This window comes from Phenylobacterium conjunctum, assembly GCF_042679085.1.
Lineage (GTDB): Bacteria > Pseudomonadota > Alphaproteobacteria > Caulobacterales > Caulobacteraceae > Phenylobacterium > Phenylobacterium conjunctum.
This window is the reverse complement of record NZ_JBHTLQ010000023.1, coordinates 24599-51022: the sequence shown is the minus strand read 5'-3', so window position 1 is coordinate 51022 and position 26424 is coordinate 24599. Positions and strand designations below refer to the sequence as shown.

General features: G+C 70.1%; 26 protein-coding genes. 8 read left to right on the top strand and 18 right to left on the bottom strand.

What is annotated here, in order from left to right:
• The first annotated feature begins 67 nt into the window (after window positions 1-67).
• Window positions 68-1765, top strand: coding sequence for a gamma-glutamyltransferase (gene ggt, locus ACFQ27_RS11600; RefSeq protein ID WP_377353697.1), 1698 nt, complete (start codon window positions 68-70; stop codon window positions 1763-1765).
• 261 nt (window positions 1766-2026) lie between these two features.
• Here ggt and ACFQ27_RS11595 read toward each other — a convergent pair whose 3' ends face one another.
• The 7 genes from ACFQ27_RS11595 to ACFQ27_RS11565 all read right to left on the bottom strand — a co-directional run bounded on the left by ACFQ27_RS11595 (window position 2027) and on the right by ACFQ27_RS11565 (window position 11105).
• Window positions 2027-4129, bottom strand: coding sequence for a S9 family peptidase (locus tag ACFQ27_RS11595; protein WP_377353696.1), 2103 nt, complete (start codon window positions 4127-4129; stop codon window positions 2027-2029).
• A 72-nt stretch (window positions 4130-4201) separates the two neighbouring features.
• Window positions 4202-5695, bottom strand: a complete 1494-nt coding sequence (locus tag ACFQ27_RS11590; RefSeq protein WP_377353695.1) for a sensor histidine kinase — start codon at window positions 5693-5695, stop codon at window positions 4202-4204.
• Between the two features lie 78 nt (window positions 5696-5773).
• On the bottom strand, window positions 5774-6817 hold the full coding sequence (locus ACFQ27_RS11585) for a quinone-dependent dihydroorotate dehydrogenase (protein WP_377353694.1): 1044 nt from the start codon (window positions 6815-6817) through the stop codon (window positions 5774-5776).
• Window positions 6814-7158 (bottom strand): DUF952 domain-containing protein, encoded by a 345-nt coding sequence (locus ACFQ27_RS11580; protein WP_374343062.1) that lies wholly within the window; start codon window positions 7156-7158, stop codon window positions 6814-6816. Before ACFQ27_RS11580 ends, ACFQ27_RS11585 begins: the two co-directional genes overlap by 4 nt.
• A gap of 4 nt (window positions 7159-7162) precedes the next feature.
• Window positions 7163-7660 (bottom strand): SixA phosphatase family protein, encoded by a 498-nt coding sequence (locus ACFQ27_RS11575; RefSeq protein WP_374343064.1) that lies wholly within the window; start codon window positions 7658-7660, stop codon window positions 7163-7165.
• Window positions 7661-7727: 67 nt separating this feature from the next.
• The gene (locus ACFQ27_RS11570; RefSeq protein ID WP_374343066.1) at window positions 7728-8003 is read right to left on the bottom strand and encodes a hypothetical protein; all 276 of its coding nucleotides are present in this window, start codon (window positions 8001-8003) and stop codon (window positions 7728-7730) included.
• 3 nt (window positions 8004-8006) lie between these two features.
• Window positions 8007-11105: an autotransporter domain-containing protein gene (locus ACFQ27_RS11565; protein WP_377353693.1), complete on the bottom strand. Its 3099-nt coding sequence runs from the start codon at window positions 11103-11105 to the stop codon at window positions 8007-8009.
• Window positions 11106-11258: 153 nt separating this feature from the next.
• On the opposite strand from ACFQ27_RS11565, the gene ACFQ27_RS11560 reads away from it, so the two are divergent.
• Both ACFQ27_RS11560 and ACFQ27_RS11555 read left to right on the top strand, forming a co-directional pair.
• Entirely contained in the window at window positions 11259-11585 is a 327-nt protein-coding gene (locus ACFQ27_RS11560; protein WP_377353692.1) for a helix-turn-helix domain-containing protein, read from the top strand.
• Entirely contained in the window at window positions 11582-12781 is a 1200-nt protein-coding gene (locus tag ACFQ27_RS11555) for a hypothetical protein (RefSeq protein WP_377353691.1), read from the top strand. The genes ACFQ27_RS11560 and ACFQ27_RS11555 overlap by 4 nt, the downstream gene beginning before the upstream one ends.
• 4 nt (window positions 12782-12785) lie before the next feature.
• Here ACFQ27_RS11555 and ACFQ27_RS11550 read toward each other — a convergent pair whose 3' ends face one another.
• Window positions 12786-13130: a P-II family nitrogen regulator gene (locus ACFQ27_RS11550; RefSeq protein WP_374343074.1), complete on the bottom strand. Its 345-nt coding sequence runs from the start codon at window positions 13128-13130 to the stop codon at window positions 12786-12788.
• Window positions 13127-13954, bottom strand: coding sequence for a class I SAM-dependent methyltransferase (locus ACFQ27_RS11545; protein ID WP_374343077.1), 828 nt, complete (start codon window positions 13952-13954; stop codon window positions 13127-13129). Before ACFQ27_RS11545 ends, ACFQ27_RS11550 begins: the two co-directional genes overlap by 4 nt.
• 96 nt (window positions 13955-14050) lie before the next feature.
• Between ACFQ27_RS11545 and gloB the strand changes: the two genes are divergently transcribed.
• The gene (gloB, locus tag ACFQ27_RS11540; protein ID WP_377353689.1) at window positions 14051-14797 is read left to right on the top strand and encodes a hydroxyacylglutathione hydrolase; all 747 of its coding nucleotides are present in this window, start codon (window positions 14051-14053) and stop codon (window positions 14795-14797) included.
• Window positions 14798-14821: 24 nt separating this feature from the next.
• Here gloB and ACFQ27_RS11535 read toward each other — a convergent pair whose 3' ends face one another.
• The 3 genes from ACFQ27_RS11535 to ACFQ27_RS11525 all read right to left on the bottom strand — a co-directional run bounded on the left by ACFQ27_RS11535 (window position 14822) and on the right by ACFQ27_RS11525 (window position 17643).
• On the bottom strand, window positions 14822-15595 hold the full coding sequence (locus ACFQ27_RS11535; RefSeq protein ID WP_377353688.1) for a DUF4908 domain-containing protein: 774 nt from the start codon (window positions 15593-15595) through the stop codon (window positions 14822-14824).
• 83 nt (window positions 15596-15678) lie between these two features.
• Window positions 15679-16404: a beta-ketoacyl-ACP reductase gene (phbB, locus tag ACFQ27_RS11530; protein ID WP_374343082.1), complete on the bottom strand. Its 726-nt coding sequence runs from the start codon at window positions 16402-16404 to the stop codon at window positions 15679-15681.
• Between the two features lie 63 nt (window positions 16405-16467).
• Window positions 16468-17643, bottom strand: a complete 1176-nt coding sequence (locus ACFQ27_RS11525) for an acetyl-CoA C-acetyltransferase (RefSeq protein ID WP_374343086.1) — start codon at window positions 17641-17643, stop codon at window positions 16468-16470.
• Window positions 17644-17818: 175 nt separating this feature from the next.
• Between ACFQ27_RS11525 and phaR the strand changes: the two genes are divergently transcribed.
• Window positions 17819-18412, top strand: coding sequence for a polyhydroxyalkanoate synthesis repressor PhaR (gene phaR, locus ACFQ27_RS11520; RefSeq protein ID WP_377353687.1), 594 nt, complete (start codon window positions 17819-17821; stop codon window positions 18410-18412).
• Between the two features lie 33 nt (window positions 18413-18445).
• The gene (locus ACFQ27_RS11515) at window positions 18446-18778 is read left to right on the top strand and encodes a hypothetical protein (protein WP_377353686.1); all 333 of its coding nucleotides are present in this window, start codon (window positions 18446-18448) and stop codon (window positions 18776-18778) included.
• A gap of 40 nt (window positions 18779-18818) precedes the next feature.
• Here the strand turns inward: ACFQ27_RS11515 and ACFQ27_RS11510 are convergent, their stop codons facing one another.
• The 3 genes from ACFQ27_RS11510 to ACFQ27_RS11500 all read right to left on the bottom strand — a co-directional run bounded on the left by ACFQ27_RS11510 (window position 18819) and on the right by ACFQ27_RS11500 (window position 20562).
• On the bottom strand, window positions 18819-19130 hold the full coding sequence (locus ACFQ27_RS11510) for a helix-turn-helix domain-containing protein (RefSeq protein ID WP_377353685.1): 312 nt from the start codon (window positions 19128-19130) through the stop codon (window positions 18819-18821).
• A 140-nt stretch (window positions 19131-19270) separates the two neighbouring features.
• Complete coding sequence (locus ACFQ27_RS11505) at window positions 19271-19699, bottom strand: hypothetical protein (protein WP_374343094.1); 429 nt, start codon at window positions 19697-19699, stop codon at window positions 19271-19273.
• Between the two features lie 113 nt (window positions 19700-19812).
• Window positions 19813-20562 (bottom strand): glycosyltransferase family 2 protein, encoded by a 750-nt coding sequence (locus ACFQ27_RS11500; protein ID WP_377353684.1) that lies wholly within the window; start codon window positions 20560-20562, stop codon window positions 19813-19815.
• A gap of 55 nt (window positions 20563-20617) precedes the next feature.
• Here ACFQ27_RS11500 and ACFQ27_RS11495 point away from each other — a divergent pair, with 55 nt between their 5' ends.
• Together ACFQ27_RS11495 and ACFQ27_RS11490 are read left to right on the top strand one after the other, a co-directional pair.
• Window positions 20618-22300, top strand: a complete 1683-nt coding sequence (locus tag ACFQ27_RS11495; RefSeq protein ID WP_377353683.1) for an ArnT family glycosyltransferase — start codon at window positions 20618-20620, stop codon at window positions 22298-22300.
• Window positions 22297-23205, top strand: coding sequence for a hydroxymethylglutaryl-CoA lyase (locus ACFQ27_RS11490; RefSeq protein WP_377353682.1), 909 nt, complete (start codon window positions 22297-22299; stop codon window positions 23203-23205). Before ACFQ27_RS11495 ends, ACFQ27_RS11490 begins: the two co-directional genes overlap by 4 nt.
• A 3-nt stretch (window positions 23206-23208) precedes the next feature.
• On the opposite strand, the gene ACFQ27_RS11485 is transcribed toward ACFQ27_RS11490, so the two are convergent.
• From ACFQ27_RS11485 to yidD, 3 genes are read right to left on the bottom strand one after another with little or no spacing between them, the layout of a single operon-like run.
• Window positions 23209-24144 carry a glycosyltransferase family 2 protein gene (locus ACFQ27_RS11485; RefSeq protein ID WP_377353681.1) on the bottom strand — a complete coding sequence of 312 codons (936 nt, stop codon included), beginning with the start codon at window positions 24142-24144 and terminating at the stop codon, window positions 23209-23211.
• Complete coding sequence (thrS, locus tag ACFQ27_RS11480) at window positions 24141-26126, bottom strand: threonine--tRNA ligase (RefSeq protein ID WP_374343105.1); 1986 nt, start codon at window positions 26124-26126, stop codon at window positions 24141-24143. The genes ACFQ27_RS11485 and thrS overlap by 4 nt, the downstream gene beginning before the upstream one ends.
• Window positions 26123-26377 carry a membrane protein insertion efficiency factor YidD gene (gene yidD, locus ACFQ27_RS11475; RefSeq protein ID WP_374343107.1) on the bottom strand — a complete coding sequence of 85 codons (255 nt, stop codon included), beginning with the start codon at window positions 26375-26377 and terminating at the stop codon, window positions 26123-26125. Before yidD ends, thrS begins: the two co-directional genes overlap by 4 nt.
• Between the last annotated feature and the right edge of the window lie 47 nt (window positions 26378-26424).

Below are 26424 nucleotides of genomic sequence, written 5' to 3'. Positions count from 1 at the left end.
AGCGGACGTTTGTTGTCCACGCGCGGCTCGCTATGGTGGGGCCATACTGTTCGAAAGGCTTATTGTCGTGTTGTCCTTCCGGTCCTTCGCCGCCCTCCTCGCGGCCGCCCTGCTCCCCCTGTCCGCCGCCGACGCCAAGACCCCGCCTGTCCAGGGCAAGGGCATGGTCGCAGCCGCCAATCCGCTGGCGGTGGAGGCGGGTCTGAACGTCCTGCGCAAGGGCGGGTCGGCGGTCGACGCCGCCGTCGCCGTCCAGGCGGTGCTGGGCCTGGTGGAGCCGCAGAGCTCCGGCATCGGCGGCGGGTCGTTCATGACCTACTACGACGCCAAGACCCGCAAGGTGACCGCCTATAACGGCCGCGAGACCGCGCCCAAGGCCGCCGGTCCGGACCTGTTCCTGGGGGCCGACGGCAAGCCCATGCCCTTCATGCAGGCGGTGACCAGCGGCCGGGCCACCGGCGTGCCCGGCGCCGTCGCCATGCTGCATCTGGCGCAAGGCCAGCACGGCAAGCTGGCCTGGAAGGACCTGTTCGTCGACGCCGAGCGCCTGGCGGATCAGGGCTTTGTGGTCAGCCCGCGCCTGGCCGGAATGATCGCTGGCCCTTTCCCGCAGGCCAGCCAGCCCGACGCCGTGGCCTATTTCACCAAGTCGGACGGCGCCAAGTACAAGGCCGGCGACCTGCTCAAGAACCCCGCCTACGCCGCCACCCTGCGCAAGATCGCCGCCGAAGGGCCCAAGGCCCTGCTGGAGGGCAAGATCGCCGAGGACATCGTCCGGCGCACCACGGACGGCCCCCTGCCGGGCGCCATGACCCTGGACGACCTGAAGGCCTATCAGCCCAAGGCCACCGAGGCGGTCTGCCGGCCCTATCGGGTCTATATCGTCTGCGTGCCGCCGGCGCCGTCGGGCGGCCCGGCCGTGCTGGAAGGCCTGGGCCTGCTGGCCAACACCAAGTTCGACAAGACCACCGCGACCTCGGTCGAGGGCTGGTACCTGTTCTCCCAGGCTCAGCGGCTGATGTACGCCGACCGTGATCGCTATTACGGCGACCCGGACTTCGTGGACGTGCCGATGGCCGGCCTGCTGGACGCCAAGTACCTGAAGGCCCGCGCCGCCCTGATCGCCCCGGACAAGGCCGGCCCCGCGCCGGGTCCCGGCAATCCCAAGGGCGCCGGCGTCCGCGCCCCCGACGCCACGGCCGAGCCCGGCGGCACCACCCACTTGGTGATCGTCGACGCCGACGGCAACGCGGTCTCCATGACCACCACGGTGGAGAGCATCTTCGGCACCGGCCGGATGGTCGACGGCTTCTTCCTGAACAACCAGCTCACCGACTTCTCCTTCGCCCCGAAGGACAAGGACGGCGCGCCCATGGCCAATGCGGTCGCCGGCGGCAAGCGGCCTCGCTCGTCCATGGCCCCGGCCATTGTGCTGGACAAGAAGAAGCAGCTGGTGGCCCTGGTCGGCTCCCCCGGCGGCTCCAACATCCTGGCCTATAACCTGAAGGCCCTGGTGGGCGTCATCGACTGGAAGCTGTCAATGCAGGAAGCGATCATGCTGCCGAACCTGATCGCGCGCGGCGACAACTACGCCTCGGAGGCCAACGGCTGGGCCCCTGGGGTGCTGGACGGCCTTGCGGCCAGGGGCGTGAAGATCTCGCCGGTCGGCGGCGAAGGCTCCGGCCTGCACGGCATCCTGGTTACGCCGCAGGGCCTGACGGGCGGCGCGGACCCCCGTCGCGAGGGGGTCGCGCGCCAGCCCTGATGCGCAAGGCCTAGGTTCCGTACTCAATAAACTTTCGCCAGATCGCCGTGAGGCGTCCTTCTCCCCTTGTGGGAGAAGGTGGCCCTGCGGAGCAGGGTCGGATGAGGGGTCTCTCAAACCTCTCCAGACGAGCGATGTGGGCAATTGCGGACAAGGTGGCGCGACCCCTCATCCGTCGGACTGTCGCCCGACACCTTCTCCCACAAGGGGAGAAGGAAACGGGAGGAGTTCCGCCGCCACGAACTCAATTGAGTCCGGACCCTAGGGCTTCAGGTACTTGGTCAGCCAGGCGTCGACCTCGCCGTAGAACTTGCGGCTGTCCTCGGGCTTGGTGATCCAGTGCCAGGCGTCCGGCCACACCAGCAGGCGGCTGGGCACCTGCTGGCGCTGCAGCACCGCCCAGGCCTCCAGCGTGTTGCCCAGCGGCACGCGATAGTCGCGCTCGCCGATCGACATCAGCATCGGGGTCTTCCAGTCGGCGCCGTGGGTGATCGGGCTCTGCTCGACCCAGATCGGCGAGCCGGCCCAGGGCGGGCCGCCATTGGTCAGTTCGCGGCCATAGTTGCCGTCGCTCTCGCCCCATTGGGTGAGCAGGTCCACCTCGCCGGCGTGGCTGATCAGGCAGCGATAGCGGGTGGAGGTGGCCTGGATCCAGTTGGTCAGGTGGCCGCCATAGGAGGCCCCGCCCGCGCACATCCGTGAGCCGTCCAGGAAGGCGTAGCGCTTCAGCGCCTCGTCGACGGCCTGGTCGATCTCCTCGGCTGGACCCTTAAGCGGGTCGAGCTTGATCGCCTGGCTGAACGTCTCGCCATAGCCGACCGAGCCCTTGTAGTCGCTCATCAGCACCACGACGCCCGAGGCGGCCAGCAGGTGATAGTTCCAGCGCAGGCCGATCTGGTCGGGGTTGGTGCTGGCCGGACCGCCGTGGATCAGCACCATGACCGGGTACTTCTTCTTCGGATCGAAGTTCGGCGGCGTCACCAGCATGGAGTGGATCGGCAGGCCGTCCTTGGCCGTAAAGGTGAAGTGGAGGGGCGAGCTCCAGTCGATGGCCTGGGCGGCGGCGACATTCACCGAGGTCAGGTTCACATGCCGCTTGGCGGCCGGGTCGATGCGCACGATCTCGGTCGGGTTCACCGAGCTGCCCCAGGCGCCGATCAGCATCGGCTTGGCGGCCTTTTCGGGGATCGCCAGGCTGGTGTAGCCGCCGGTCTTCGGGGCGATGACCAGCTCGGGCTTACCGCCGCTGGAGGCCACCTTGTAGAGGTTCTCCATCCCGGCCTCGGGGACCAGGACATAGGCCGTGCCGCCGTCCGGCGTCAGGGCGAATTCCGCCGGCTCGCGGTCGAAGTCGCGGGCCACGAGGGTGTGGGCGCCGCCGCCCGGCCAGGCCAGCCGGTTCAGGCGCGGCAGCTGGTAGATCTCCTGATCCTGCTCGGCGTAGGTGAAGTAGAGGAACTTGCCGTCCGGGCTGAAGGTCAGCTTGTCATAGTCGCCCTTGACCGGGCTGGCGGCGACCGGCTCGGCCCCGCCGGCGGCCGCCGTCCGATAGATCTGGTAGCCGACATTGGCGCGGACCGCGGTCCAGGCTTCGGTGGTGGCGATGAACACCACCTCCTTGCCGTCCGGGCTCCAGACCGGCTTCAGCGAGGGGGTCGCATCGCCGCCGAAGATCCCGGAAAAGCCATTGGTGGTGGCGAGCTTGGTCCCGGCCAGAATGTCCTTGGGCTTGGCGCCGGCCTCCAGGGACTGGACCAGTATGGTCGGCTGGCGGTCGTCCAGCCATTCGTTCCAGTAGCGGATCGGATAGCGCTCATAGATGCGCACATTGTACTTCAGCGCCTTCTTGTCGGCGGCGGCCTTGCGGTTGGCGTCATCGTCCGCCGCGCCCGGGAAGACCGAGCTCTCAAACAGGATCGCCCCGCCGTCCGGCCGCCACTGGGGCCGGGCCGCGCCGGTGGAGACGCTGGTCACCCGGCGGGCCTCGCCGCCATGGACGATGTCCAGCACATAGACCTGGCCCGCCTCGTCACCCTCACGCTTGGCGACAAAGGCGATGGAGGTGGAATCCGGCGACCAGACCGCATCGCTCTCGCCACCCTTGGTGTTGGTCAGCCGGCGCGGCGCGCCGCCGTCGGTTGAGACCAGCCACAGGTCGTTCACCGCCTTGTCGCCCTCATAGGCGGGCTCGTTGATGGCGTAGACCACCCACTTGCCGTCCGGACTGACCACGGGCGCGCCGACCCGCTTCATCATCCAGAGGGATTCGTGGGTGATCGGGGCCTTGGCGGGCGCGGTCGCGGCCAAGGCCTGGGTGCTCAGCCCGGCGCACAGGGCCAGGGCGAGCAGACGGGTCTTCTTCATGGGTGTCCCCCAAGTGCGAATGAACTGGGGGTTAAACTAGCGGCGCCCTGGGGGAATCACAGGCCCGGAGCGTCAGTTTTCCGCTTTCCGGCGTCGACGCGCCTTCTTGGGCGTCTCCAGGGCGGGCGCGGCGCCCGGCAGGCGCAGTTCGAACACGGCGCCCTCCGGCCCCGTCTCGGCCAGGCTCAGGTCGCCGCCGTGGCCCTGGGCCAGTTCACGGGCGATGGCCAGGCCAAGCCCCGCGCCGCCCGGCCGGCTGGAGCCGGCAAAGGGCTGGAACAGCCGCTCGCGCGCCCGCTCCGGCACGCCTGGCCCATCATCGGCCATCCGGATCACGGCCATGCCCGGCTCCTGGACGAAGCTCGCCCGCAGAACGCCGGGTCCGTCGCGGCCCGACTGTTGCTCGATGGCCTCGCGGGCGTTCTTCAACAGGTTGACCAGGATGCGGTGCAGCTGGTCGGGGTCGGCCATCACCTGTTCCGTCTCGGCCACCTCGTTGGAGAAGGCGTGGCCGCGGTCGAGGATGCGAGCTTCCTCGGCCGCCATCTCCAGGGCCTCAGCCAGGGGGGTGGGGCGCACGTCCGGCGCCGGCTCCTCGGTCTTGCCATAGGCCAGCACGTCCGAGGCCAGCTTGACCGCGCGGTCCAGGGCCCGTTCCAGGCGCGGCAGGGCCTGGGCCACCTGGGGGTCCTGCACCATGGCCAGGCGCTCGGAGGCGATCTGGGCGCTGGTCAGCATGTTGCGCAGGTCGTGATTGATCTTGGCCACCGCCTCGCCCAGGGCGGCCAGGCGGGCGCGGGCGTTCAGCGCCACCCTCAGGTCCGCCTGCATGCGGTCCAGCTCCACCTCGGCGCGGCCGATCTCGTCGCGGCGCCCGGAGGGCTCGAGGTGGGCCTCTGGGTCGTCGGGGTCGGCGCGGAACCGCTCCATGGCGAAGGTGATCCGCTGCATGGGCCGCACCAGGAACAGGTTCAGCGACAGAAAGACCAGCAGGCCCGCCAGCCCGGCGACAAAGGCGGTGACCAGGACCAGGCGGCCGACATAGGCGCCCAGGGCCTTCTTCAGCTCGGTGTCAGGGGCGACGATCTCGACGAAGTCGGCCTGGCGGAAGCGCGGCTCGGCGATCACCCGCACGGCGCGGCCCTCACCGCCGAACAGGGTCTGGAACGGCGCGGCGACCCAGGACAGGGGCGCCTGGTCGCGCAGGTCGACCAGATAGGGCGCGCGGGCCCGGCGCGGGCCCTGCAGCACCAGCCGGCGCAGGCCGTCGGCCTGGATGGCGATGGTCTCCACCCCTGCGCCCTTCAGGAGCTGGTCGGAGAGCTGCTGGTTCACCCCCCGGTCAGGCGCCACCTCGGTGGACAGCGAGGCGAGCTCGGCGGCCCGCACCCGGTCCAGCAGCCACTGCTCCTCGAAGGAGGCCATGGTGAGCGGCAGGGCCAGGGCGCCGGCCCCAGCGACAAACAGGGTGGTGAGAATCAGCAGGCGCGCCGACAGGCCGCCCGGCCAGAAGAAGCGCGTCCGGGACGGCTTCGCGGTCGCCTGAGGCTCAGGGGCGTCGGCCATGACCTGTCCCCGTTACGGCATAGCGCGGCCTTCGGCAACGCACCGCCGACTCGCGCGGGAGGCGAAGGTCCACGCCGGTCAGTTCGCGCCCACGGCGTCCGCCACGGCGCCGAAGCCGTCAGCGCGCAGCCGTGCGGCCAGGTCCCGGCGGATCCGGACCACCAGGCCCGGGCCGCCATAGACCAGGGCCGAATAGAGCTGGACCGCGCTGGCCCCGGCCCGGATGCGGGCGTAGGCGTCGGCGCCCGAGGCGATGCCGCCGGCCCCGATCAGGGCCACGCGCCCCGCCGCCGCCTGATGGAAGACGCCCATCATGGCCTGGGCCAGGTCGCGCAGGGGCGCGCCGGACAGGCCGCCGGTCTCGCCGGCATGCGGCGACTTCAGGGGCGGCCGGCTGATCGTGGTGTTGGAGACGATGATCCCCGACAGCCCGTGGGCCACCACGCTCTCGACGATGGCCTCCACCTCGCCGTCCTCAAGGTCGGGCGCGACCTTCAGGAACAGGGGAACCCGGCCCTCAGCGGGCAGGGCCTTGGCCGCCTCCATGGTCCGCCCCAGGAGTTCGTCCAAGGCCGCCTTGGTCTGCAGGGCGCGCAGGCCCGGCGTGTTGGGCGAGGAGATGTTGAGGGTGAAATAGCTGGCCAGACCCCACAGCCGGGTCAGGCCGGTGACATAGTCGCCGATCCGGTCCTCGGCGTCCTTGTTCGCGCCGATATTGGCGCCCACAACGCCCGGTCCGCGGCGGGCCAGGCGTCCGGCGAAGGCCTCCAGCCCGGCATTGTTGAAGCCCATGCGGTTGATCACCGCCTGGTCCTCCGACAGGCGGAAGAGGCGGGGCTTTGGATTACCCGCCTGGGGCAGCGGGGTGACCGTACCGCACTCCACGAAGCCGAAGCCCGAGGCCAGCATCGGCCCGAACACCTGGGCGTTCTTATCGTAGCCAGGCGCCAGGCCCACGCAGTTGGGCAGGGCGAGCCCTGCGACGGTGGTGGCCAGGATCGGTTCAGACGCCGGCGCGCGCGACCCCAGGCCCAGCTCCAGGGCGCTGATGCTGACCCCATGGGCCGTCTCGGCGTCCAGCAGGTGAAGAACGCGGGCGACGCCGTCGTGCAGCAGGCTCATGGCAGGATTCCGATCACCGGAGCGCCGTCGGGTCCAAGCGGCGCCTCATGCACGGCGCGGACATGGCGGGTCTCCAGCGGGACATAGAGGTGCGGAAAGAGATCGCCGCCGCGCGAGGGCTCCCAGCGCAGGGCGGGGCCGGCCAGGTCGTCGGCCTCGATCTCCAGCACCACCAGGCCGGACTGGCCGGCGAAGTGCTTGCGCGCCGTCTCCTGGGCCTGGGCGGCGGTGGAGAAGTGGATGAAGCCGTCGGCGTGGTCCACCGCCGAGCCGTCGAAGACGCCGGCCGCCCGGGCGTCTTCCCAGTCGGCGCGCGGCAGGATCTTGTAGATGCGTCCCAAGGGCTCAGGTCCGGTCGCGGGGATAGAAGAGGCCGTCATAGTGCGGCCGGCCGGCCGAATCGATCAGGAAGACCGCCGCCCCGCCGGTGGGAAATCCGGACTGGGCGCGCGACACCGGCCCGCCGCTGGTTCCGCCCTCCAGCATCATCCGCACCGCCAGCTCCTGCAGGCCCGGATTGTGCCCGACCACCAGCACCGTGCGGGCCGACGCGCCCGCCGCGTCCGCCAGCCGCCGGATCACCTCGGCCTCGGCCAGGTATAGCGGGTCCTCGAAGCGCGCTTCGGCGTTGGGAAAGGCCTGCGACATCGCCGCCCAGCTCTCGCGGGTCCGTACGGCGCCCGACACCAGGGCGAGGTCCGGGATCATGCCCAGCTCAGCCAGGGTCTCGCCCATGCGCGCCGACTCCTCGCATCCGCGGCTCGACAGCCGACGATCGAAATCGTCGCCCGTCGCGGAATCGCGTTCGGCGTCGCCGTGCCGTACGAGGATCAGCCGGTCCATGCGCTCTCCATCAGCCTGGAGAGGTACATAGCGGGCGAAATCCCGCGCGCGAAGCGCCTGAGCGCGATTAGGCCAGCCAGGAGGGCGGCGGCAGGCCCTGCAGGCGCCTCAGATCCACCCAGGTCAGGGCCAGCTCCCCGATCCCCATGAAGGCGACCACGATCAGCGGGGTCTCCTGGATGGCTCGCCAGTCGGCCACCCCGAGCACCGCGGCGGTGACCAGGCCGGACAGGGCCATGGCGGCGGAGAACCGCAGCTGGCCCTCCGTCGCCTCCTGGCGCGCGAGGTCGGCGATCCCCACCGCGATGGCTGCGAGGCCACAGAGCAGTTCCGCGCCGCCCATGGCCTAGAACGCCATCCGCACAGCGACCCGGGCGTCATAGGCCTGGTAGTCCTCGCGAACCTCGCCGCCGGCCTCGACCACCAGGTCGACATATTGGCCCTGGGCCCTCAGGGCCAGCCGCGCCACCGCGCCGCCGCCGTTCGCATCCGGCGCGGCGATGGAAAAGGCCGGGCCGCCGGCGACGAAGCGGGCGGTCGTGACCCCCGCCCCGTCGCCGGACACCTGCCGCCAGCCCAGGGTGAGCTCCGGCGACCAGATCAGGGCGCTCTCCTCGCTCCAGTCCGCGCCCAGGGTCACGCCTGCGAAGGCGGCGAGCTGCTCGCCCGTCCGGGCGTCCACCGTCAGGTCGACCGCCGCGCCGCCGCCGGTCTCGCGGCGGGCGTCCTCCTTGAGCAGGAAGTAGTCAGCGGTGAGCTGCGGCCGCGCATAGAGCCGGCCGGCCTCCAGCCGCCAGCCCAGGTCGGCGTGCACGGCCAGGGTCTTGCCCGACCAGTCAGACTTGGCGGTGCGCGACAGGCCAAGCGCCGCGTCGGAGACCGTGCGGTTGGACTTCATCCAGGCGTAGCCGCCATTGACCGAGACCGTCGCCGACAGGCCGTCCGAGCCGCCGCGCCAATAGGCGCCGACCTGGAGCAGGGAGCCGTCCAGCGACTCGGCCGCCGCGGCCCCCTTCTCATCGACATTCACCCCCAGGAAGCTGGTCTGCAGGCCCAGGACGCCCAGGTCGGTGGACGGGATCTCCGCCCCGCCGGCGACGCCGAAGCCGGTGGCGTCATAGGAACTGGTCCGGTCAAGATCGCGTCGGACGATGAAGGCCAGTTCCTGGGTCCAAAGCCGCACCCCGTCGCCGGCCAGGTTGGGCGCGTCCTGATCCACCGCCCGACCCGAGGCACGAGAGGCCTGGGCCATCACCTCGAACAGGCCGCCGGCATGGTCTGGCAGGAACTGGTCGTAGAGCCTGGCGAAGCCGGCGCCGTCGGTCTTGGCCAGCAGGGCGTCGCGCACCGCGACGTCGCGGTCGAAATTGGCGAACACCGCCTCGTAAGCCTTGGCCTCGGCGGCGTTCAGCCCGGCCTCGGCGGCGGTGCGGCGGCGCACATCGGCGACCACGGCGTTCTGCGGCTGGTCCACCCGCAAGGTCGCCTTGTAGAGCCATGGCGTCGTCCCCAGCAGGCTCTGGTCCAGCGTCCCCGCGGTCAGGGCGCCGGCCTTGATCAGCGTATAGCTCTGGGCCTCGGTCAGCTTGGAGGTCAGGCGCAAGCCGATCTTGGCCCCGGCGGCGAGCGTGGCGGCGCCGGCGACATCGAACCGGGTCGAGGCCTTGGCGGCGGGGTCAAGGCTCATCACCAGCTCTCCGCCCGCGCCAAGGTTGAGGCGGGTCAGGGCCACGGCCTGGGCGTTGGTGGCGGTCAGCCTGCCCTTGACGATCTCAACGCTCAGGCCTCCGCCGGCGTCAGTGAGGGCGCCGGTCAACTTCGCCCCGCCATCAATCACCAGCACGTCGGCGCCGGTCCCGAAGGCCACCGCGCCGTCCAGCTTGCCGGTCAGCAGCTCCAGCCGCGCGGCGCCCGCGCCGAACAGCACATCGCCTGTGATGGCCGGGGTGATGGTGCTGGCGGCGTTGGCGCTCTGGCGCACGGTCACGCCGGCGGTGTTGGCCCGCAGGTCCAAGGCGATGGCCCGGCCGGTCACGGGCTCGGCGCCGCTTGCGGTCACGCTGGCGGCGATCTGGTTGGTGTTGGTCAGGGTGCGGATCGCACCGGCCGCGTCGAGGATCGCGGTCGCATTGCCCTTGGAGCCGGCGACCCCCGCAGTGATGGCTCCGGTGTTGTTGAGCGCAGGCAGGACCGCGCCCGCCTCGATCCGTACCGCCTGCACGCTGGCCGCCTCGGTCGAGGTCGCCTTCAGGACCCCGCTGTTGGCGAGGATCGGCGCATTGGCGCCGGCCCCGAAGCGCAGGGCCGTGGCGTCCGCCTTGGCCGCCGCCGCGATGACCTGACCCGAGACCCGCAGACCGCCGTCGAGGATCACCGCCTGGCCCTGGCCGCCCAACTGGACGCCGGTAGCTGTCACGCCGTCATAGACGCCCTGGGCCTGGACGACGCCGCGGATATCGAGCCCGAAGCCCGCCGCGCCGGCGCCCAGCCGGACCGTACGGCTGGCGGACCCGACCGAGAGGGCCGGCGCCGCGCCATAGACCGTCAGGGTCCCGGTGGTCTCCTGGGCGTCGGGAACGCCGTCCTTGTCTTCGTCCGCGTCCTTGGGGTCCAGGTCGGCGGGCGGGGCGTCGATCAGTACGCCGCCCTTGATGTCGCCCTGGATGCGCACGGCGGGGCTGCCCTGCAGCAGGTCGTCGGCGTCGAGCTTGGAGGTGTCGGCGGGGCGGGTGGTGAAACGATAGCCGGTGGCGGTGATCGCATGGTCGATGACCAGCCGCCCGCCGACCGCATCCTCCAGCGACAGGCCGATCGCGTCCTTGCCGATCGCCTGGACATTGCCGTTGACCAGGACATCGCCGCCGATGGCGCCCCGCGCGCGAACCCCGAAGGACCGGTCCCCGGTCACCGCGACGCCGCCCGTCTTCAGCGCCCCGTCGATGGCGGTCTCAAGCAGGATGCCGGCGGACTCATTGCCCTCGACGGTGATGGCGCCCGTGCTGAGGATCGCGCCATGGAAGGCCTCCGCGCCCGTGACCCGGACGCCGTAGCGGCCCGTCCCCTTGGCGAAGGCGCCGTCCAGGTCGCCGTCCTTGTCCGCATCCGCAGGCTCGTAGGTCTCGTCCACCGTCAGGGCGCCGGATAGCTTGAGCTCGCCGGTTCGGCCGCCCTGGACCAGGACGGCGGTCGCGTTGTCGGCGTTCTGGATCGCCACGGCGCCTTCCACCGTCAGTCGGTTGTTGGAGTTGAGGGTGACGGCCGTCCCGCTGGTGGGCTTCACCGAGCCGGTGGCCGCCACCCTCAGATCGTCCGGGCCGCCATTGGCCGCCGTAGCGGTGGCGAGGGGCGTCGTCACCGCCGTGGTGATCACCGTCTCGGCGTGAGCCTTCGCCGCGGTCATGCAAAGGGGGGAGGCCGCGGCGAGGAGGAGAAGGCGAAGGCGCATGGGGGATCCGAACGAAAGCTGTGGCGGGATTGGAATTTCGGTCTATGTTGCGGCTGTCACGAGCTTTAAAACGTGATGTCGAAACTTGTGCAGTAATTACTATATACGATGTAGGCAGGCCGCAAGCCGCCTTGTCGTCGGAGCTCCGCACCCATGCCCAGACCTGCGGTCGACCCGGCCCGCGCCGCCGCCATCAAGTCCTTGCGCCAGGCCGCCGGGCGCTGGCTGAAGGCCGCGCGGGAGGCCGCCGGCCTGACCCAGGCGGAACTCGCAGAACGGGTAGGCTTGCGCTATTACACCTTCGTCAGCCAGGTGGAGAGCGGGCTGGGCCGGGTGCCGATCGAGTCCCAGGCCGCCTGGGCCCAGGCGGTGGGGCTGGAGGAAAGCGCCTTCGCCCGCACCCTGCTGCGCCACTATGAGCCCGAGCTCTATCGCCTGCTGTTCGGCGATGACGCCCACGAGGATCGCGCCAGCGCATGAGCAATATCGTCCCCTTCACGCCTGGCGCCCCGGTCGGCGACTGGACGTCGGGGGAGCGCGCGCGCCTGAGCGAGCTGGCCGAGCGGCTGATGGCGCGCGGGGCGCGGGTCGAGGTCGCCTATGGAGTCTCGGACGCCGGCGACCCCTGGTGCGTGATCCAGGACGAGCGGGACGAAGTGCTGATCCATATCGCCCGGATCGACGGCGAGTTCGTGATCCACGACGCGGCCCAGGACGCTGTGCGCCGGACCGACACCCTGTGGAGCGCGCTCAAGCGCCTGCTGGGCGCAGCGGAAGCCACCGTCGTGGACCTGCGCAAGGCCCAGGCCCTGCTGGCCCTGGTCATGGCCACCCTGTTCGTCGAGGAGGCCCTGCGCGGACACGGACCACCCCTGGATGTCCGCCCGCCGGCGCCGGAGCCGGACAGTGACACCCCCGCGCCCTCGGCCGAGACGCCCCTGCCTCACACATCGGCTAGCGCGGACATGGTGGCCGGAAACCCGCACGCCTTGCCCGACCACGCCACCTCTAGCGCCCTGCACAGCCTCGCTCCGTCAGAGATCGACCTGGTCGCCCACCTGCGTACGGCGGGCAGCCTGACCGGGGTCGCGGCGGCGACGGCCTCAGCGCCAGCCGCCGCGGCGGCGCCCGCGCAAGGCCCGGTGGCGGAGGTCGCTACCCCGGCGAGCGGGCCGGACTTCCAGGCCCCGCCCCGACCGGCCAATGATCAAGGGGGCGGCAGAATCGCGGTGGCTGACGGCGGCGTGGCCCGTGGCACCGCTGGCCAGGATCAGTTCGTGATTGAGGCCCGCGCGACAAGCGGCCCGAACTTCGGCCTGGCGGCGAGCGCGCAGCCTTCCGCGCCCGCGGGGGTGATCCTCGACTTCGGGGCCGGCGACAAGCTGGTGCTGGCCTCCGGCGCCGCGGCCTCAATCGTCAGTGTGACCGCTGTCGCCGACATCCTGTCCGAGCCCTCGAACCTGTCCATGCTGGCCAAGACGGCTGGTGGCCCGGCCGTGCGGGTCGGGGTGGATGTGAACGGCGACGGCGTCGAGGACGCCTATGTGCTGGTGACCGGGCCTGGCGTTGCGACCCTGTCGGCGGACCACGGCGCGCCTGCGCCGCAGGACACCCACGGCGAGGCGCCTATCGGCCTGGTCGCGCCCGCGCCGGCCGAACCGCCCTTGTTCGGTTGACGCGTTAGCCGGCGATAGCGGCGGCGTCGGTGTCGCCGGTGCGGATACGCATGGCCTTTTCCAGGTCGAGGACGAAGATCTTACCGTCACCGATCTTGCCGGTGTTGGCGGTGCGCGCCACGGCCTCGACCACCGCCTCGGCGATGTCGTCCGGCACGGCGATCTCCAGCTTCACCTTCGGCAGCAGCTTCACCTCGTATTCGGCGCCGCGATAGACCTCGGTCTTGCCGCGTTGGCGGCCATAGCCCCGCACCTCGGTGACCGTCAGGCCCGAGGCCCCCGCCTCGGTGACCGCCTCGAGCACCGCGTCGAGGCGGCTGGGCTTGATGACCGCGACGATCATTTTCATGGGGGATCTCCAACTGGAACGTCTGGGCCAAGGCTAGGGCGTTCCGTCGCCGACTCCAAGAGACTCGCGACGGCGGCATGGGTCGGCGCCCTGGAAACAGGCGCCCGCCCGGCCGGCAAGGGGTTGAGCACGGGCCGGGCCACCCGGGAGCGCACCCTCTGGGCCCGTGGCTTGACGGCGAAGGTCTGCTTCACCGCCTCCATCAGCAACAGGCCCGCAAAGCCGGGCCACAGGCGCGAGCCGGCCTGCTCGAACCCCTCGGCCCAGCCGGCCAGCATGCCCATCGGCGGCGCATAGAGGGCGCGGGTCCAGCCGGAGGGCTCCAGCTCGGCCTCGCGCAACAGCTCGCCCAGCTGGCCGCGGCTATAGGGCCGGCCATGACCGAAGGGCGTGGCCTCGGCGTTGGCCCACAGGCCATTGCGGGCCGCCACCACCACCACCACGCGGCCGGTGGGCGCCAGCACCCGCCAGACCTCGCGCATCAGGGCCAGGGGGTCGGGGCTTTCCTCCAGCGCATGGACCGCCAGGATGCGGTCGAACATGGCGTTGCGGAACGGCAGCGCGTCCTCGGGCGTCAGGCAGGCGAGATTGGCGCCGTGGGCCGGCCACAGCTCCACCCCCTGCTGGGCGGGCATGGCCGCCACCACCCGGCGCGCCGCGGGGCGAAGGGGCTCCAGGAAGGGGGTGGCATAGCCCAGGCCCAGCACGTCCTGGCCCTGCACCCCGCCCCAGGCCTCGACCACCTTGCGCGCGGCCATCTCCCGCGCCGCCCGGCCAAGGGACGAGGCGTAGAACTGGCGAAGCTCAAGGACGTCGCGGCGCATCGGGGAACAGTTTAGCCGGAAACCCGATCAAGGCGACCTCGACTTGGTCCGGTGGCCTGCCTAGATGGACAGAAGCCACAAAGGGGAGCCCCGGACATGCCGATCAAGATTCATCAGTTCCCCTGCCTGTCCGACAACTACGGCTTCCTGGTGCGCGACGAGGCCACCGGCCTTGCGGCCTGCATCGACACGCCCGAGGCCGCGCCGATCCTGGCGGCGCTCGACCAGCTGGGCTGGAAGCTGGACCTGATCCTCAACACCCACTGGCATCCGGACCACGCCGGCGGCGACGCCGAGATCAAGGCCGCCACCGGCGCGACCATCGTCGGCCCGGCCGAGGTGGAGCGGCTGACGCCCGTGGACCGCAAGGTCGTGGATGGCGACGAGGTGATGCTGGGCCAGACCCGGTTCCAGGTGATCGACACCGGCGGCCACACCCTGGGCCATGTGTCCTACTTCGCCCCCGCGGACAGGGTCGCCTTTGTCGGCGACACCCTGTTCACCCTGGGCTGCGGTCGGATGTTCGAGGGCGACGCCGCCCAGATGTGGGCCAGCCTGCAGCGGCTGGCCGCCCTGCCCGACGACACAGCCGTCTATTGCGCCCACGAATACACCGCCTCCAACGCCCGCTTCGCCCTGTCGGTGGACACAGATCCGGCCCTGGCGGCGCGGACCGCCGAGATCTTCGCGGCGCGGGAGCGGGGCGAGCCCACCGTGCCCACCACCATCGGGCTGGAAAAGGCCACCAACCCCTTCCTGCGCGCGCCCCTGCTGCGACCGAGCCTGGCGCCGCACGAGGCCTTCGGCGCGATCCGCGCCGCCAAGGACAGTTTCAAGGGCTAGGTCTGGCGCGCGGCCTTAAGGGCTCTAGCGCGTCACCACCGACATGATGCGCTCGCTGGACGGCCGACCGGCCAGGCCGTCGGCGGGGGCGATGGTGATCTGCATCACGCCCTGCTGCAGCTCGGCGCCAGGGCGATGGCCCTCCACCAGCCGCACCTTGCTGACCTTGCCCAGCATGGCCTTGCCGCCGTCGCGGCCGGCCAGGCGGACCACGGCCTCGGCGGTCACGGTGGCCGCATCAGCCATCAGGGCGAAGGAGCCGGGGCTGGCGTCGGCGTCGAAGGGGATCAGCCGCCGCGCTGCGCGGCTGGCGCGGGCGCTGGCCTGGGCCAGGCGTTCCAGCAGTTGCTGCGGCCCCATGGACGGCAGCCGGATCGGCGGGCCGCCGCCGGCCAGGGCCGCGGCCGTGCCGCCCGGCCGATCATCGGTGAACAGGGTCAGGCCGCCCAGCCGCGTGGCGCGCAACACCGGCTCGCCCAGGTCGTTCAGGTAGATCACGTCGCCCCGCGGGGCCATTTGGGGCTTCAGCGCCCAGACCTCGGGACTGTCGTCGAACTTCAGCAGGGCGCGGGGCTGGCTGCGGTCGAAGACGAAGGTCTCACCTTCCTGCGACACATACCGAGCGGTGGGCAGGGTCTGGCTGCGATCCGCCGGCGGCGGCCGCAGGCCTAACAGGCCTTCGCGCAGGATTTCCGCCCCGCCCGCCCAGGCCTGGCCGGTGAGTCCCAGCAGCGCCGCGGCGGCTACGGCCACGGCGAGGGCCGGCTTTCGGACGGGCTCCAGATAGGTGTCGATCATCAGGCTTATGCAGATGCCGCGCGAGTGGGGCGCATTTTTGACCCCACTCGCCCGACCAACGCCTTTTTGGAAACAGGCGGACCTTAGCCCGCCATGTACTGGCCGCCGTTCAGCGACAGGGTCGAGCCGGTGACATAGCCGGCATGCTCGCCGGCCAGGAAGGCCACCATGTCGGCGATCTCCTCGCCGCGGCCCAGCCGCCCGACCGGGATCTGGCCGATGATGCTGGCCAGCACGTTCTCCGGCACGGCCTGCACCATCTCGGTGTCGATATAGCCCGGGCAGACGCAGTTCACGGTCACGCCCTTCTTGGCGTTCTCCAGGGCGAGCGCCTTGGTGAAGCCGATCACCCCGGCCTTGGCGGCCGAATAGTTGGTCTGGCCCATCTGGCCCTTCTGGCCGTTGATGGAGGAGATGTTGATGATCCGGCCCCATCCGCGATCGCGCATCCCTTCGATGACCTGGCGGGTCATGTTGAACACCGAGTCCATATTGACCCGGATCACCTCGCTCCACTGCTCGGGCGTCATCTTGTGGAAGACGCCGTCGCGGGTGATGCCGGCGTTGTTCACCAGGACATCGATAGGGCCGAGTTCGGCCGCCACGGCCTCCGCGGCCCGGGCGCAGTCCTCATAGACCCCGACATTGCCCTTCACGACCATGACGCCCAGTTCCTGGGCGCAGGCGGCGGCCGCCGCCTCGTTTCCGGAATAGCCCGCCGCCACCAACATGCCGTCGGCCTTCAGCCGCTCGCAGATGGCGCGGCCGATGCCGCGAGTCCCGCCCGTGACAAACGCCACTCTGGCCATTCCTGTCTCTCCCGCCTGTCAGGTCACCGCCGCCGGTTTATCCGGCGGTCGGCCTGAATTGGATCACACCGCCTCGACGCACAGGGCCACGCCCATGCCGCCGCCGACGCACAGGGTCGCCAGGCCCTTCTTGGCCCCCGACCGCTTCATCTCATGCACCAGGGTGGTCAGGATCCGCGCGCCGGACGCGCCGATCGGGTGGCCGATGGCGATGGCGCCGCCGTTCACATTCACCTTCTCCGGATCGAGACCCAGGTCGCGCACGACGCAGATCGACTGGGCGGCGAAGGCTTCGTTGGATTCGACCAGGTCCAGGTCGGCCACGCTCCAGCCGGCCTTTTCCAGCGCCTTGCGGCTGGCCGGGATCGGGCCGGTGCCCATGATTTCCGGATCCACGCCGGCATTGGCCCAGGAGGCGATCCGGGCCAGCGGCTTCAGGCCGCGCTTCTTGGCCTCGTCGGCGCTCATCAGCACCACGGCCGCGGCGCCGTCATTGATGCCCGAGGCGTTGGCCGCGGTGACCGAGCCGTCCTTGGTGAAGGCCGGCCGCAGGCCCGAGACGCTTTCCAGGGTCGCGCCGTGGCGGATGTATTCGTCCTGGTCGACGACCGTGTCGCCCTTGCGGCCCTTGATGGTGACCGGCGCGATCTCGTCCTTGAACTTGCCGGCCTTCTGGGCGGCCTCGGCCTTGTTCTGGCTGGCGACGGCGAACTTGTCCTGCTCTTCGCGGGTGATCTGCCAGCGCGAGGCGATGTTCTCGGCCGTCTGGCCCATGTGATAGCCGTGGAAGGCGTCCCAGAGGCCGTCCTTCAGCATGGTGTCGACAAAGGCCAGCTCGCCCATCTTCTGGCCGGAGCGCAGGTTCTGGGCGTGGGGCGACTGGCTCATGCTCTCCTGGCCGCCGGCGATGACGATCTCGGCCGAGCCATCGGCGATCTGCTGGGCCCCGAGGGCGATGGCGCGCAGGCCCGAGCCGCACAGCTGGTTCAGGCTCCAGGCCGGCGCTTCCACGGGCACGCCGGCGTTCACCGAGGCCTGGCGGGCGGGACCCTGGCCGGCGCCGGCCTGCAGCACCTGGCCCAGGATCACTTCCTGGACATCGGCGGCGGCGATCCCGGCGCGCTCGATGGCGGCCTGGATGGCGACCTTGCCCAGCTCGTGGGCGGGAACGCCCGAGAGGGCTCCGTTGAACGATCCGACCGGGGTGCGGGCGGCCGAGACGATGACAACGTCGGTCATGGCGGAACTCCTTCCAAGGCAGCGTCTGCTATCTATCGGGAACGGACCGGCGAAGGGCAAGGGGGAGAAATCTCCCACCGATCAATCGCCTGTGCTTTGCGAACGCCCTCGCATCCGCGATACTGCGATGCGATAAGGAAGGCCGGCCGGGGGATCGGCCCCAAAGGGGTGAGGAATGGCTGACGCGCAAGGTGCTGGTGGCAAGGACGACCGGGTCGTCATCAAGAAGTACGCGAACCGGCGGCTCTACAATACGGCGTCCAGTTCCTATGTGACGCTCGAGCATCTGTCCGACATGGTCAAGCAAGGCGTGGACTTCGTGGTCTATGACGCCAAGACCAACGAGGACATCACCCGTACGGTCCTGACCCAGATCATCTTCGAGGAAGAGAGCCGCGAGGGGCAGAACCTTTTGCCCATCCAGTTCCTGCGCCAGTTGATCGGCTTCTACGGCAATTCGATGCAGGCCTTCCTGCCCAGCTATCTGGAGCTGTCGCTCGCCACCTTCGCCGAGCAGCAGGAGCGGATGCGCACCCAGCTGTCGGCGCTCGGCCACCACTCGGCCTATGACGAGACCATCCGCCAGAACCTGGCGATGTTCGACCGGGCCATGAAGATGTTCTCGCCGTTCAACTTCGTTCGCCCCGACGAGCCGGCCGCGAAACCCGCCGAGCCGGCCGCGCCCGCCGCCGACGACGCGCTCAGCGATCTGAAGAAGAAGATGGACGAGATGCAGGCCCAGATCGCGAAACTCGCCTCGAAGAGCTGAGTTTCTTAACCGGGGGCGGGGCAGGATTTGGCCATGTCCACGCCCATCGACCCGATCCGGAGAGCTCAGCGCGCGCGCAACGCCCGCCGCGCCATCGATGCGTCGTCCGAAGAGGTCTTCGAACCCGAAGATCGCAACCTGCCGGTCCCCGTGGGTCCGGTGGTCTCCCGGCCCAGCCCTGACCGACCCCAGGCCAACGCCTCGGCCTTCTCCGCCCACCTGATTGGCCAGGAGGGCCAGAAGCGCGGCCTGCGCGGCGGCCCTGAGACCCTGGACTCGGCCCGCTCGGCCTATGTCCGCACCGAATGGTCCGGCGCCTATGACCGCCGCGCCCGCCGCGGCGGCTCAACCAAGACCGAGATCTGACGGTTGCACCAACGCCCGGCCTTGGCGGCGTAGTTTTGGGCTAGCGCCCCTTCAACCGCCTCAGCTCCGCCTCCAGGGCCTCCACCCGCCGCTCCAACGCCGCGATCCGCTCAAGGGGATCCTCCACCGGAACAGGTGTCGATATCCCCGCATGCTCGGCGATCTCTGCCGGGCTCGCGCCCAACAGCTCGGCGAAAGCCGCCACCTCGGCCGCGCTCAGCTCTCTCTGGTCCTTGAACACCAGGGCGAGGTCGGCCTCGCTCATGCCGCTGACCGCCGCCAGGACCGCTCGGGACAGGCCCCGTTCGGCCAGTTTTGCGTCGAACCAGTCGGGATCGAAAAACAGCGCCATGGCTCAGCCGAGCTGGCGCCGGTCTTGCTTACCAGCCCGGTAACCAACCTGACCGGGACAGTTCATGACCGCCCTCGCCATCCGCATCTTCGACGTCGCCGTGGTCGCCTTGATCTTCACCGTCCTGACCTGAGACGGCCTCAGGCGCCGGCGTCGTTGAAGTCCAGGTCGCGCCGGGCCGAGACGATGGTGACGATGAAACCGGCCAGCACGTCCAGCAGCACCATGATGGTGAGCAGGAAGAAGGCCGAGGTGCCGCAGGCCGGGGCCAGCAGGAACTCCACCAGGCACAGGATGAACAGGATCATCGACAGCGAGTGATTGATGATCGCGATGCTGCGGCTGGTGGTCGATTTCAAGAGCTCGATGAACAGCACCACCAGGGAGGCGGCCAGCAGCAGGTCGCCCAGGCTGACCGGCCAGTCGACCTGGCTGGTCATGCGGATGGTGAACAGGGCCTCGGTCATCCGCTGGCTGGCGTCGATGGACTTCAGCCCCCCGTCCAGGGTCAGCGCAATCAGGTTGTAGACCAGCACCGGCAGCGCCAGCAGCGGAAACGCGGCGAACATCGGCAAGCCCCCCAGACAGCCTCGCGAGGACCGAGACGTCCTGCGTCACCCCAGGGTTAACCGCTTTGACCGGAGCCGTGAAGGCTTAGCAACCGGCAGGCGTCTGGACGGCCTCAGACCTCGTCGGCGCCGCCCGGATTGCGGGCCCGGGTCTGCAGCCACATGACGCCCAGGAGGTCGGACACCGAGGCCATCAGCCGGCCGAAGTTCGTGTACTTCGACGCGCCGGTCTGACGGTGGCGGTGGTTCACCGCCCGGAAGTCCACCTGGTAGCCCTCACGGATCATCAGGGCCGGGATGTAGCGGTGGATATGGTCGAAATAGGGAAGCCGCAGGAAGGCCTCGCGGCGGAAGGCCTTCAGCCCGCAGCCGGTGTCGTTGGCAGTATCCTTCAGCAGGCGCTTGCGCACCCCGTTGCCGAACTTGGACGCGATCTTCTTGGCCTGGCTGTCCTGACGCTTCACCCGCTCGCCGCCGACCAGGGCCAGCTCGGGCGGACCTGCGACCAGGGCGTCCACCAGCTTAGGGCCGTCGGCGGGGTCGTTCTGGCCGTCGCCGTCCAGGGTGACGATGATGTCGCCGCGGGCGCCCAGGATGCCGGTGCGGATCGCCCGGCTCTGCCCGGAATTGGCCCGGTGCTTCAGGATCCGAAGCTGCGGCAGCTCGGTCTTCAGGGCGCTCAGGGCCGCCACCGTGCCGTCGCGGCTCTTGTCGTCGACAAAGACCATTTCGAAGTTTCGGCCCGCGAAGGCGGCGGCGATTTCCCGGGCGAGCGCCGGCGCGGCGCCCTCCTCGTCGAACACGGGAACGACGACAGAGATGTCGGGAGCGGAATCGGAGGTCTTTGCGGGCGTCTTGGCCATGCCTCTACATAGCGGAAACGCGGGCGAGCGGAAGGATCGTGCTATTTAGCCGCCTATGAGTCTGGACGCCCTGATCGAACGCTGGAGCCGCGGATGGCGCGGGCCGGCCCTCGCCGCCCTCGTGGCCTTCCTCGCCGGCCTGCCCGGCGTCTTCGCCGTGCCGCCCCTGGACCGGGACGAATCCCGCTTCGCCCAGGCCACGGCCCAGATGCTGGAGCAGGAGGACTTCGTGGTCATCCGCTTCCAGGATCAGCCACGCTTCAAGAAGCCGGTGGGCATCCACTGGCTGCAGGCGGCCAGTGTGTCGACCTTCTCGGATCCCGAGACCCGGGCGATCTGGACCTATCGCCTACCCTCGCTGCTGGGCGCGATGCTGGCCGCCGCCGCCTGCGCCTGGGGGGCCGCGGCCCTGTTCGGCGCCCCGACCGGCCTGGTGGCCGGCGCGGTCCTGGGCGCGACCTTCCTGTTGTCCACCGAAGCCTTCATCGCCAAGACCGACGCGGTGCTGTGCGGGACCACGACCCTGGCCATAGCCGCCCTGGCCCGGATGTACGCAGAGGCCAATGGCGGCGCGCCGACGGGACGGTTGACCCGGTTGTTGTTCTGGCTGGGGCTTTCGACGGCGGTGCTGGTCAAGGGCCCGGTCGGCCTGCTGGTCGTGGCGCTGACCGCGCTCAGCCTCTGGGCCTGGGACCGCAAGGGCGGCTGGCTGACCCGGCTGGGCTGGGGCTGGGGCGTGATCCTGTTCTTCGCCATCGTCGGGCCCTGGGCCTGGGCGGTGACCGTGGCCACCGACGGCGGATTCTGGAGCACGGCCATCGCCGGCGACCTGGCCCCCAAGCTGGCCGGCGGTCAGGAAACCCACGGCGCCCCGCCCGGCTATCACACCATCGCCCTGCTGCTGCTGTTCTTCCCGGCCACCCTGATGCTGCCGGCGGCCCTGATGCTGGGCTGGCAGGGCCGCGTCGAGCCGGGGATCCGTTTCGCCCTGGCCTGGCTGGTCCCCTCCTGGCTGCTGTTCGAGCTGATGCCGACCAAGCTGGTCCACTACACCCTGCCGACCTATGGGGCTCTGGCCTGGCTGGTGGCCGCGGCCGCCATGAGCAAGCGGATGAGCCCCAGGCTGCGGGTGGCGGGCGCCGGCGTCTCGGCCTTTGCCGGCGTGCTGCTGGCGGCGGGCGTGGCTTACCTGTTCAAGGAATATGGCGAGGGCTCGGACCTGTTCGCCACGATTCTGACCGCCCTGCTGCTGGCGGGGGCGGGCCTGGCGGGCGCGATCCTGCTGCTGCGCAGCGTCCCCCTGACCGCCCTGGCGGTCGCCCTGGGCCTAGGCGTCCTGGGTCACGGAGCCCTGGCCGCCGGGCTGGCGCCGCGGCTGGAGCCCCTATGGCTGTCCGCCCGCACCGAGGCTGTCCTCGCCAAGGCCAGGCTCCTGCCGCGCCAGGGGATCACCCCGGCACCGGTGGCCGTGGCGGGCTATGCCGAGCCCAGCCTGGTCTTCGCGCTCGGCACGCCCACCGACCTGGGCGGCCCGGTGGAGGCCGCCACCGCCCTGGCCGACGCGCGCCCCGCCGTGGTCGAGGCGCGCGAGCAGGCCGCCTTCGAGGCGGCGGTGAAGGCCCTGGGCGTCAAGCCCCGGCTCATCGGAACCGTCAACGGGCTTGACTACTCCAACGGCGACAAGACCACCTTGCGCGTCTACGCCCCGCCGGCGGAGCCCAAGGAGACCAGTCGATGAGCCGCTTCATTCAGATCGTCGAGGTCGGCCCCCGCGACGGGCTGCAGAACGAGAAGACCCCGCTGGACGTGGGCCAGAAGCTCGACTTCATCCGCCGGCTCGAAGCCGCGGGCGCCCGACGGATCGAAACGGTGTCCTTCGTCAATCCCAAGCGCGTGCCGCAGATGGCCGGCGCCGAGGAGATCATGGCCGACCTGGCCCCCGTCCCCACCGGCGGCCGCATTGGCCTGGTGCTGAACATGCGCGGCTGGGACCGAGCGGTGGAGGCCCGCTGCGACGAGGCCAATGTGGTGGTCTGCGCCACCGACGGCTTCGGGATCCGCAACCAGGGCGCCTCGGTCGCCGAACAGATGCAGGCCCTGGCCGATATCGCCGCCCGCCGCGCCGCCGAGGGCGGTCCGCCGATCACCGCCACCTTCTCGGTCGCCTTCGGCTGCCCCTTCGATGGCGAGGTCAGCCAGGATCAGTTGGTCGCCCTGGCGCGGGACGCTGCGAAGCTGGGCATTGCCGAAATCGCCTTGGCCGACACCATTGGGGTCGCCGACCCCTGGACCGTGCGTCGCCGCGTCGAGGCGGTCGCCGCCGTCACGGGCGACATCCCCCTGCGCCTGCATTTCCACGACACCCGCAACACCGGCCTGGCCAACGCCTTTGCCGGCGTGGAGGCCGGTGTGAGCGTGCTGGACGCCAGCTGCGGCGGGCTTGGGGGCTGTCCCTTCGCCCCCGACGCCACCGGCAATATCGGCACCGAGGATCTGGTCTATATGCTGGAGCGAGCCGGGTTCGAGACCGGCTATGACCTGCAGGCGCTGATCGCCACCGCGAAATGGATGTCGGGTCTGCTGGGCAAGGCGCCCAGCGCCTCGGTCAGCCGGGCGGGCGGCTTTCCCGTCCCCGCAGCCTAGGCCTTAGCGGCCGGCGCGCATCCGCCACATGACCGGTCGCGCCACCGCCGTGCAGACGATGATCGGCGACAGGAGCCAGGCGAGCAGGGTCTCGGAGACGTTCTCCGCGCGCTTGCGGAAATAGCGGGCCAGGCCGACGCCCTTGTGGAACTCCACCTTGATCGGGCTGGCGCGGCTGGTGTGGCCCAGATGGACAACCTCGGCCTTGGGCTGGAACAGGACCACGCCGCCCGCCTGGCGCACCCGCCAGCACAGGTCGACGTCCTCGACATGCAGGAAGTAGCCCTCGTCGAAGCCGGCCACGGCGTCGAAGTCCTCGCGGCGCATGCAGAAGCAGGCGCCGGAAATGGTCGGGACCGCCGCCACGTCCTCGGGCGGGGCTTCGCTTTCCCAATGCACCTCGTAGCGGCGCCAGGCCGGAACCCGGCGGGCCAGCTGGCTGAGGCTCATCAGGGCGCTCATCGGGGTGATGTCGCCCCGGCGGGCGCCGCGCTGCTCGGTGCGGTCGGCGTTCAGCACCCGGCCGCCGACGATGCAGGGCACCGGCTTGTCGTCGATGGCGCGCACCAGCTCGTCAAGGCAGCCGGGCTGCAGGAAGGCGTCGGGATTGAGGAAGACCAGCACCTCGCCAGAGGCCCGGCGGGCGCCGAGATTCGCGCCGCGCGCGAACCCGACATTGCCCTGACCCTGGATCAGCACCACGCGCCGATCGCGCTCTGCGAGCCCGTTCAGACCCAGCGCCTCGGTGCAGCTCGAGCCGTTGTCGACGATGATGAACTCATCGACCATCGGATCGGCCAGCACACAGGACACGCTTTCCTGAAGCGCGTCGCCGGTCATGTAGACGACCATGACCACCGACACCTTGCGGCGCTTAGCGATAAAGCTGGGCGTCGGCGCGGGCTCGTAGGCGACGATCGGTGCGGCGATGCCGTTCATCCAGCCTCCATCACCTCGGCCGAAACAGTGGCCGAAGCAGCCGCCGCCCCCGCGACGCCACGGGCAACATCGGGCGGGCACGCTTCGCTGGCAAGAGTCTTCGCGGCCTGGGCGAGCGAAAGGATGTTTTGCCCATCCGAGCCCAGTCGACGCAAGGCCACCTTGCCCTCCTCCGCCTCCCGGCGACCGACCACCGCGATCACCGGTGTCTTGGCCAGGCTGTGCTCGCGGATCTTGTAGTTGATCTTCTCATTGCGCAGGTCGATCTCGACCCGGAGTCCCGCGGCGCGAAGCGTGCGGGCCACCTCGTGAGCATAGTCGTCGGCGTCTGACGTAATTGTGGCGACCACGACCTGGGTCGGGGCGAGCCACAGGGGGAAGGCCCCGGCGAAGTTCTCGATCATCACGCCCAGGAAGCGTTCCATCGAGCCGCAGATCGCCCGGTGCAGCATGACCGGACGCTGCTTGGAGCCATCCTCGGCCACGTACTCGGCTTCCAGGCGCTCGGGCAGCACATAGTCGAGCTGCAGGGTGCCGCACTGCCAGGTGCGGCCGATGGCGTCGCGCAGGTGGAACTCGAGCTTCGGACCATAGAAGGCGCCCTCGCCCGGCAGCATCTCCACCGTCTCGACCCCGGCGGCCAGGGCGGCGCGCTCGAGCTTGGCCTCGGCCACGTCCCAGACCTCGTCGGTGCCAAAGCGCAGTTCAGGACGCAGGGCGAGCTTCACCGAGTGCAGCTCCAGGCCGCAGTCGGCGTAGACGCTTTCCAGGAGCCGGATGAACTTGGTGCTCTCCGCCTCGATCTGGTCCTCGCGGCAGAAGATGTGGGCGTCGTCCTGGGTGAAGGCGCGCAGGCGCATGATGCCGTGCAGGGCGCCCGACGGTTCATACCGGTGGCAGGCCCCGAACTCGGCCATCCGCAGCGGCAGGTCGCGATAGCTCTTCTGGCCATGGTTGAAAATCTGCACGTGCCCCGGACAGTTCATGGGTTTAACGGCCAGGATCTCGCCTTCCGTCGTTTCGCACGTGAACATGTTCTGGCCGAACTTCTGCCAGTGGCCGGACTTCTCCCAGAGCACCCGATCCATGATCTGGGGCGCCTTGACCTCCACGTAGCCGTCCTCGTCCAGGCGGCGGCGCATATAGGCCTCCACCGTCCGGTACAGGGTCCAGCCCTTGGGGTGCCAGAAAATCATCCCCTTGCCCTCTTCCTGCAGGTGGAAGAGGTCCATGGCCCGGCCGATCTTGCGGTGGTCGCGCTTCTCGGCTTCCTCCAGACGCGTCAGGTGCGCCTCAAGGTCGGCCTCGCTGGCCCAGGCCGTGCCGTAGATCCGCTGGAGCTGGGCGTTGCGGTGGTCGCCGCGCCAGTAGGCGCCGGCCAGCTTCATCAGCTTGAACGCCTTGCCCACATGCTTGGTCGAGGGCAGGTGCGGGCCCAGGCACAGGTCCTTCCACTGGCCCTGGCGATAGACCGTGATGGTCTCGTCGGCCGGCAGGTCGGAGATGATCTCGGCCTTGTAGGCCTCGCCGATGGACTTGAAGTGGCTGATGGCCTCGTCGCGGTCCCAGACCTCGCGCACGATCTTCTCGTCGCGGTCGACGATCTCCTTCATTCGCTGCTCGATCTTGGCCAGGTCGTCCAGGCTGAACGGCGTCTCGCGGGCGAAGTCGTAGTAGAAGCCGTCCTCGATCGCCGGGCCGATGGTCACCTGGGTGCCGGGGAACAGCTCCTGCACCGCCTCGGCCATCACGTGGCTGGCGTCGTGGCGGATGACCTCCAGCGCCTCGGCGCTGTCACGGGTCAGGATCTCGAAGGCGCCGCCGCCCGGCAGGGGCCGGTCGAGGTCGAGCAGCTGGCCGTCCAGCTTCACCAGCAGGGCCTTCTTCTCCAGCGACTTGGCGATGGAGGCGGCCACGTCGCGGCCGGAGGCGCCCTCAGCGAACTCGCGCTTCGAGCCGTCGGGAAAAATCAGTTCGATCATGTTTCACACGTCCAGTTCCGAGCCTTGCTCGGCGGAGGCGGCGGGTCATAGCCCGATCCGCCCCACGGATTGCATCGGCAGACCCGCTTGGCGGCGAGCCATCCGCCGCGCCAGGGGCCATGACTGATCAGGGCTTGAGCCGCATACTCCGAACAGGTCGGCAGAAAGCGGCATTGGCGTCCGATCAGCGGTGAAAGCGTCAGCTTGTAGGCGCGCAACGCGCCCCTGACGCAGTGTTCATAGAAGCTCATGCCGGCTCGCAGCCTTGCGATTCAATCGCCGCGATTATCCCGTGTGG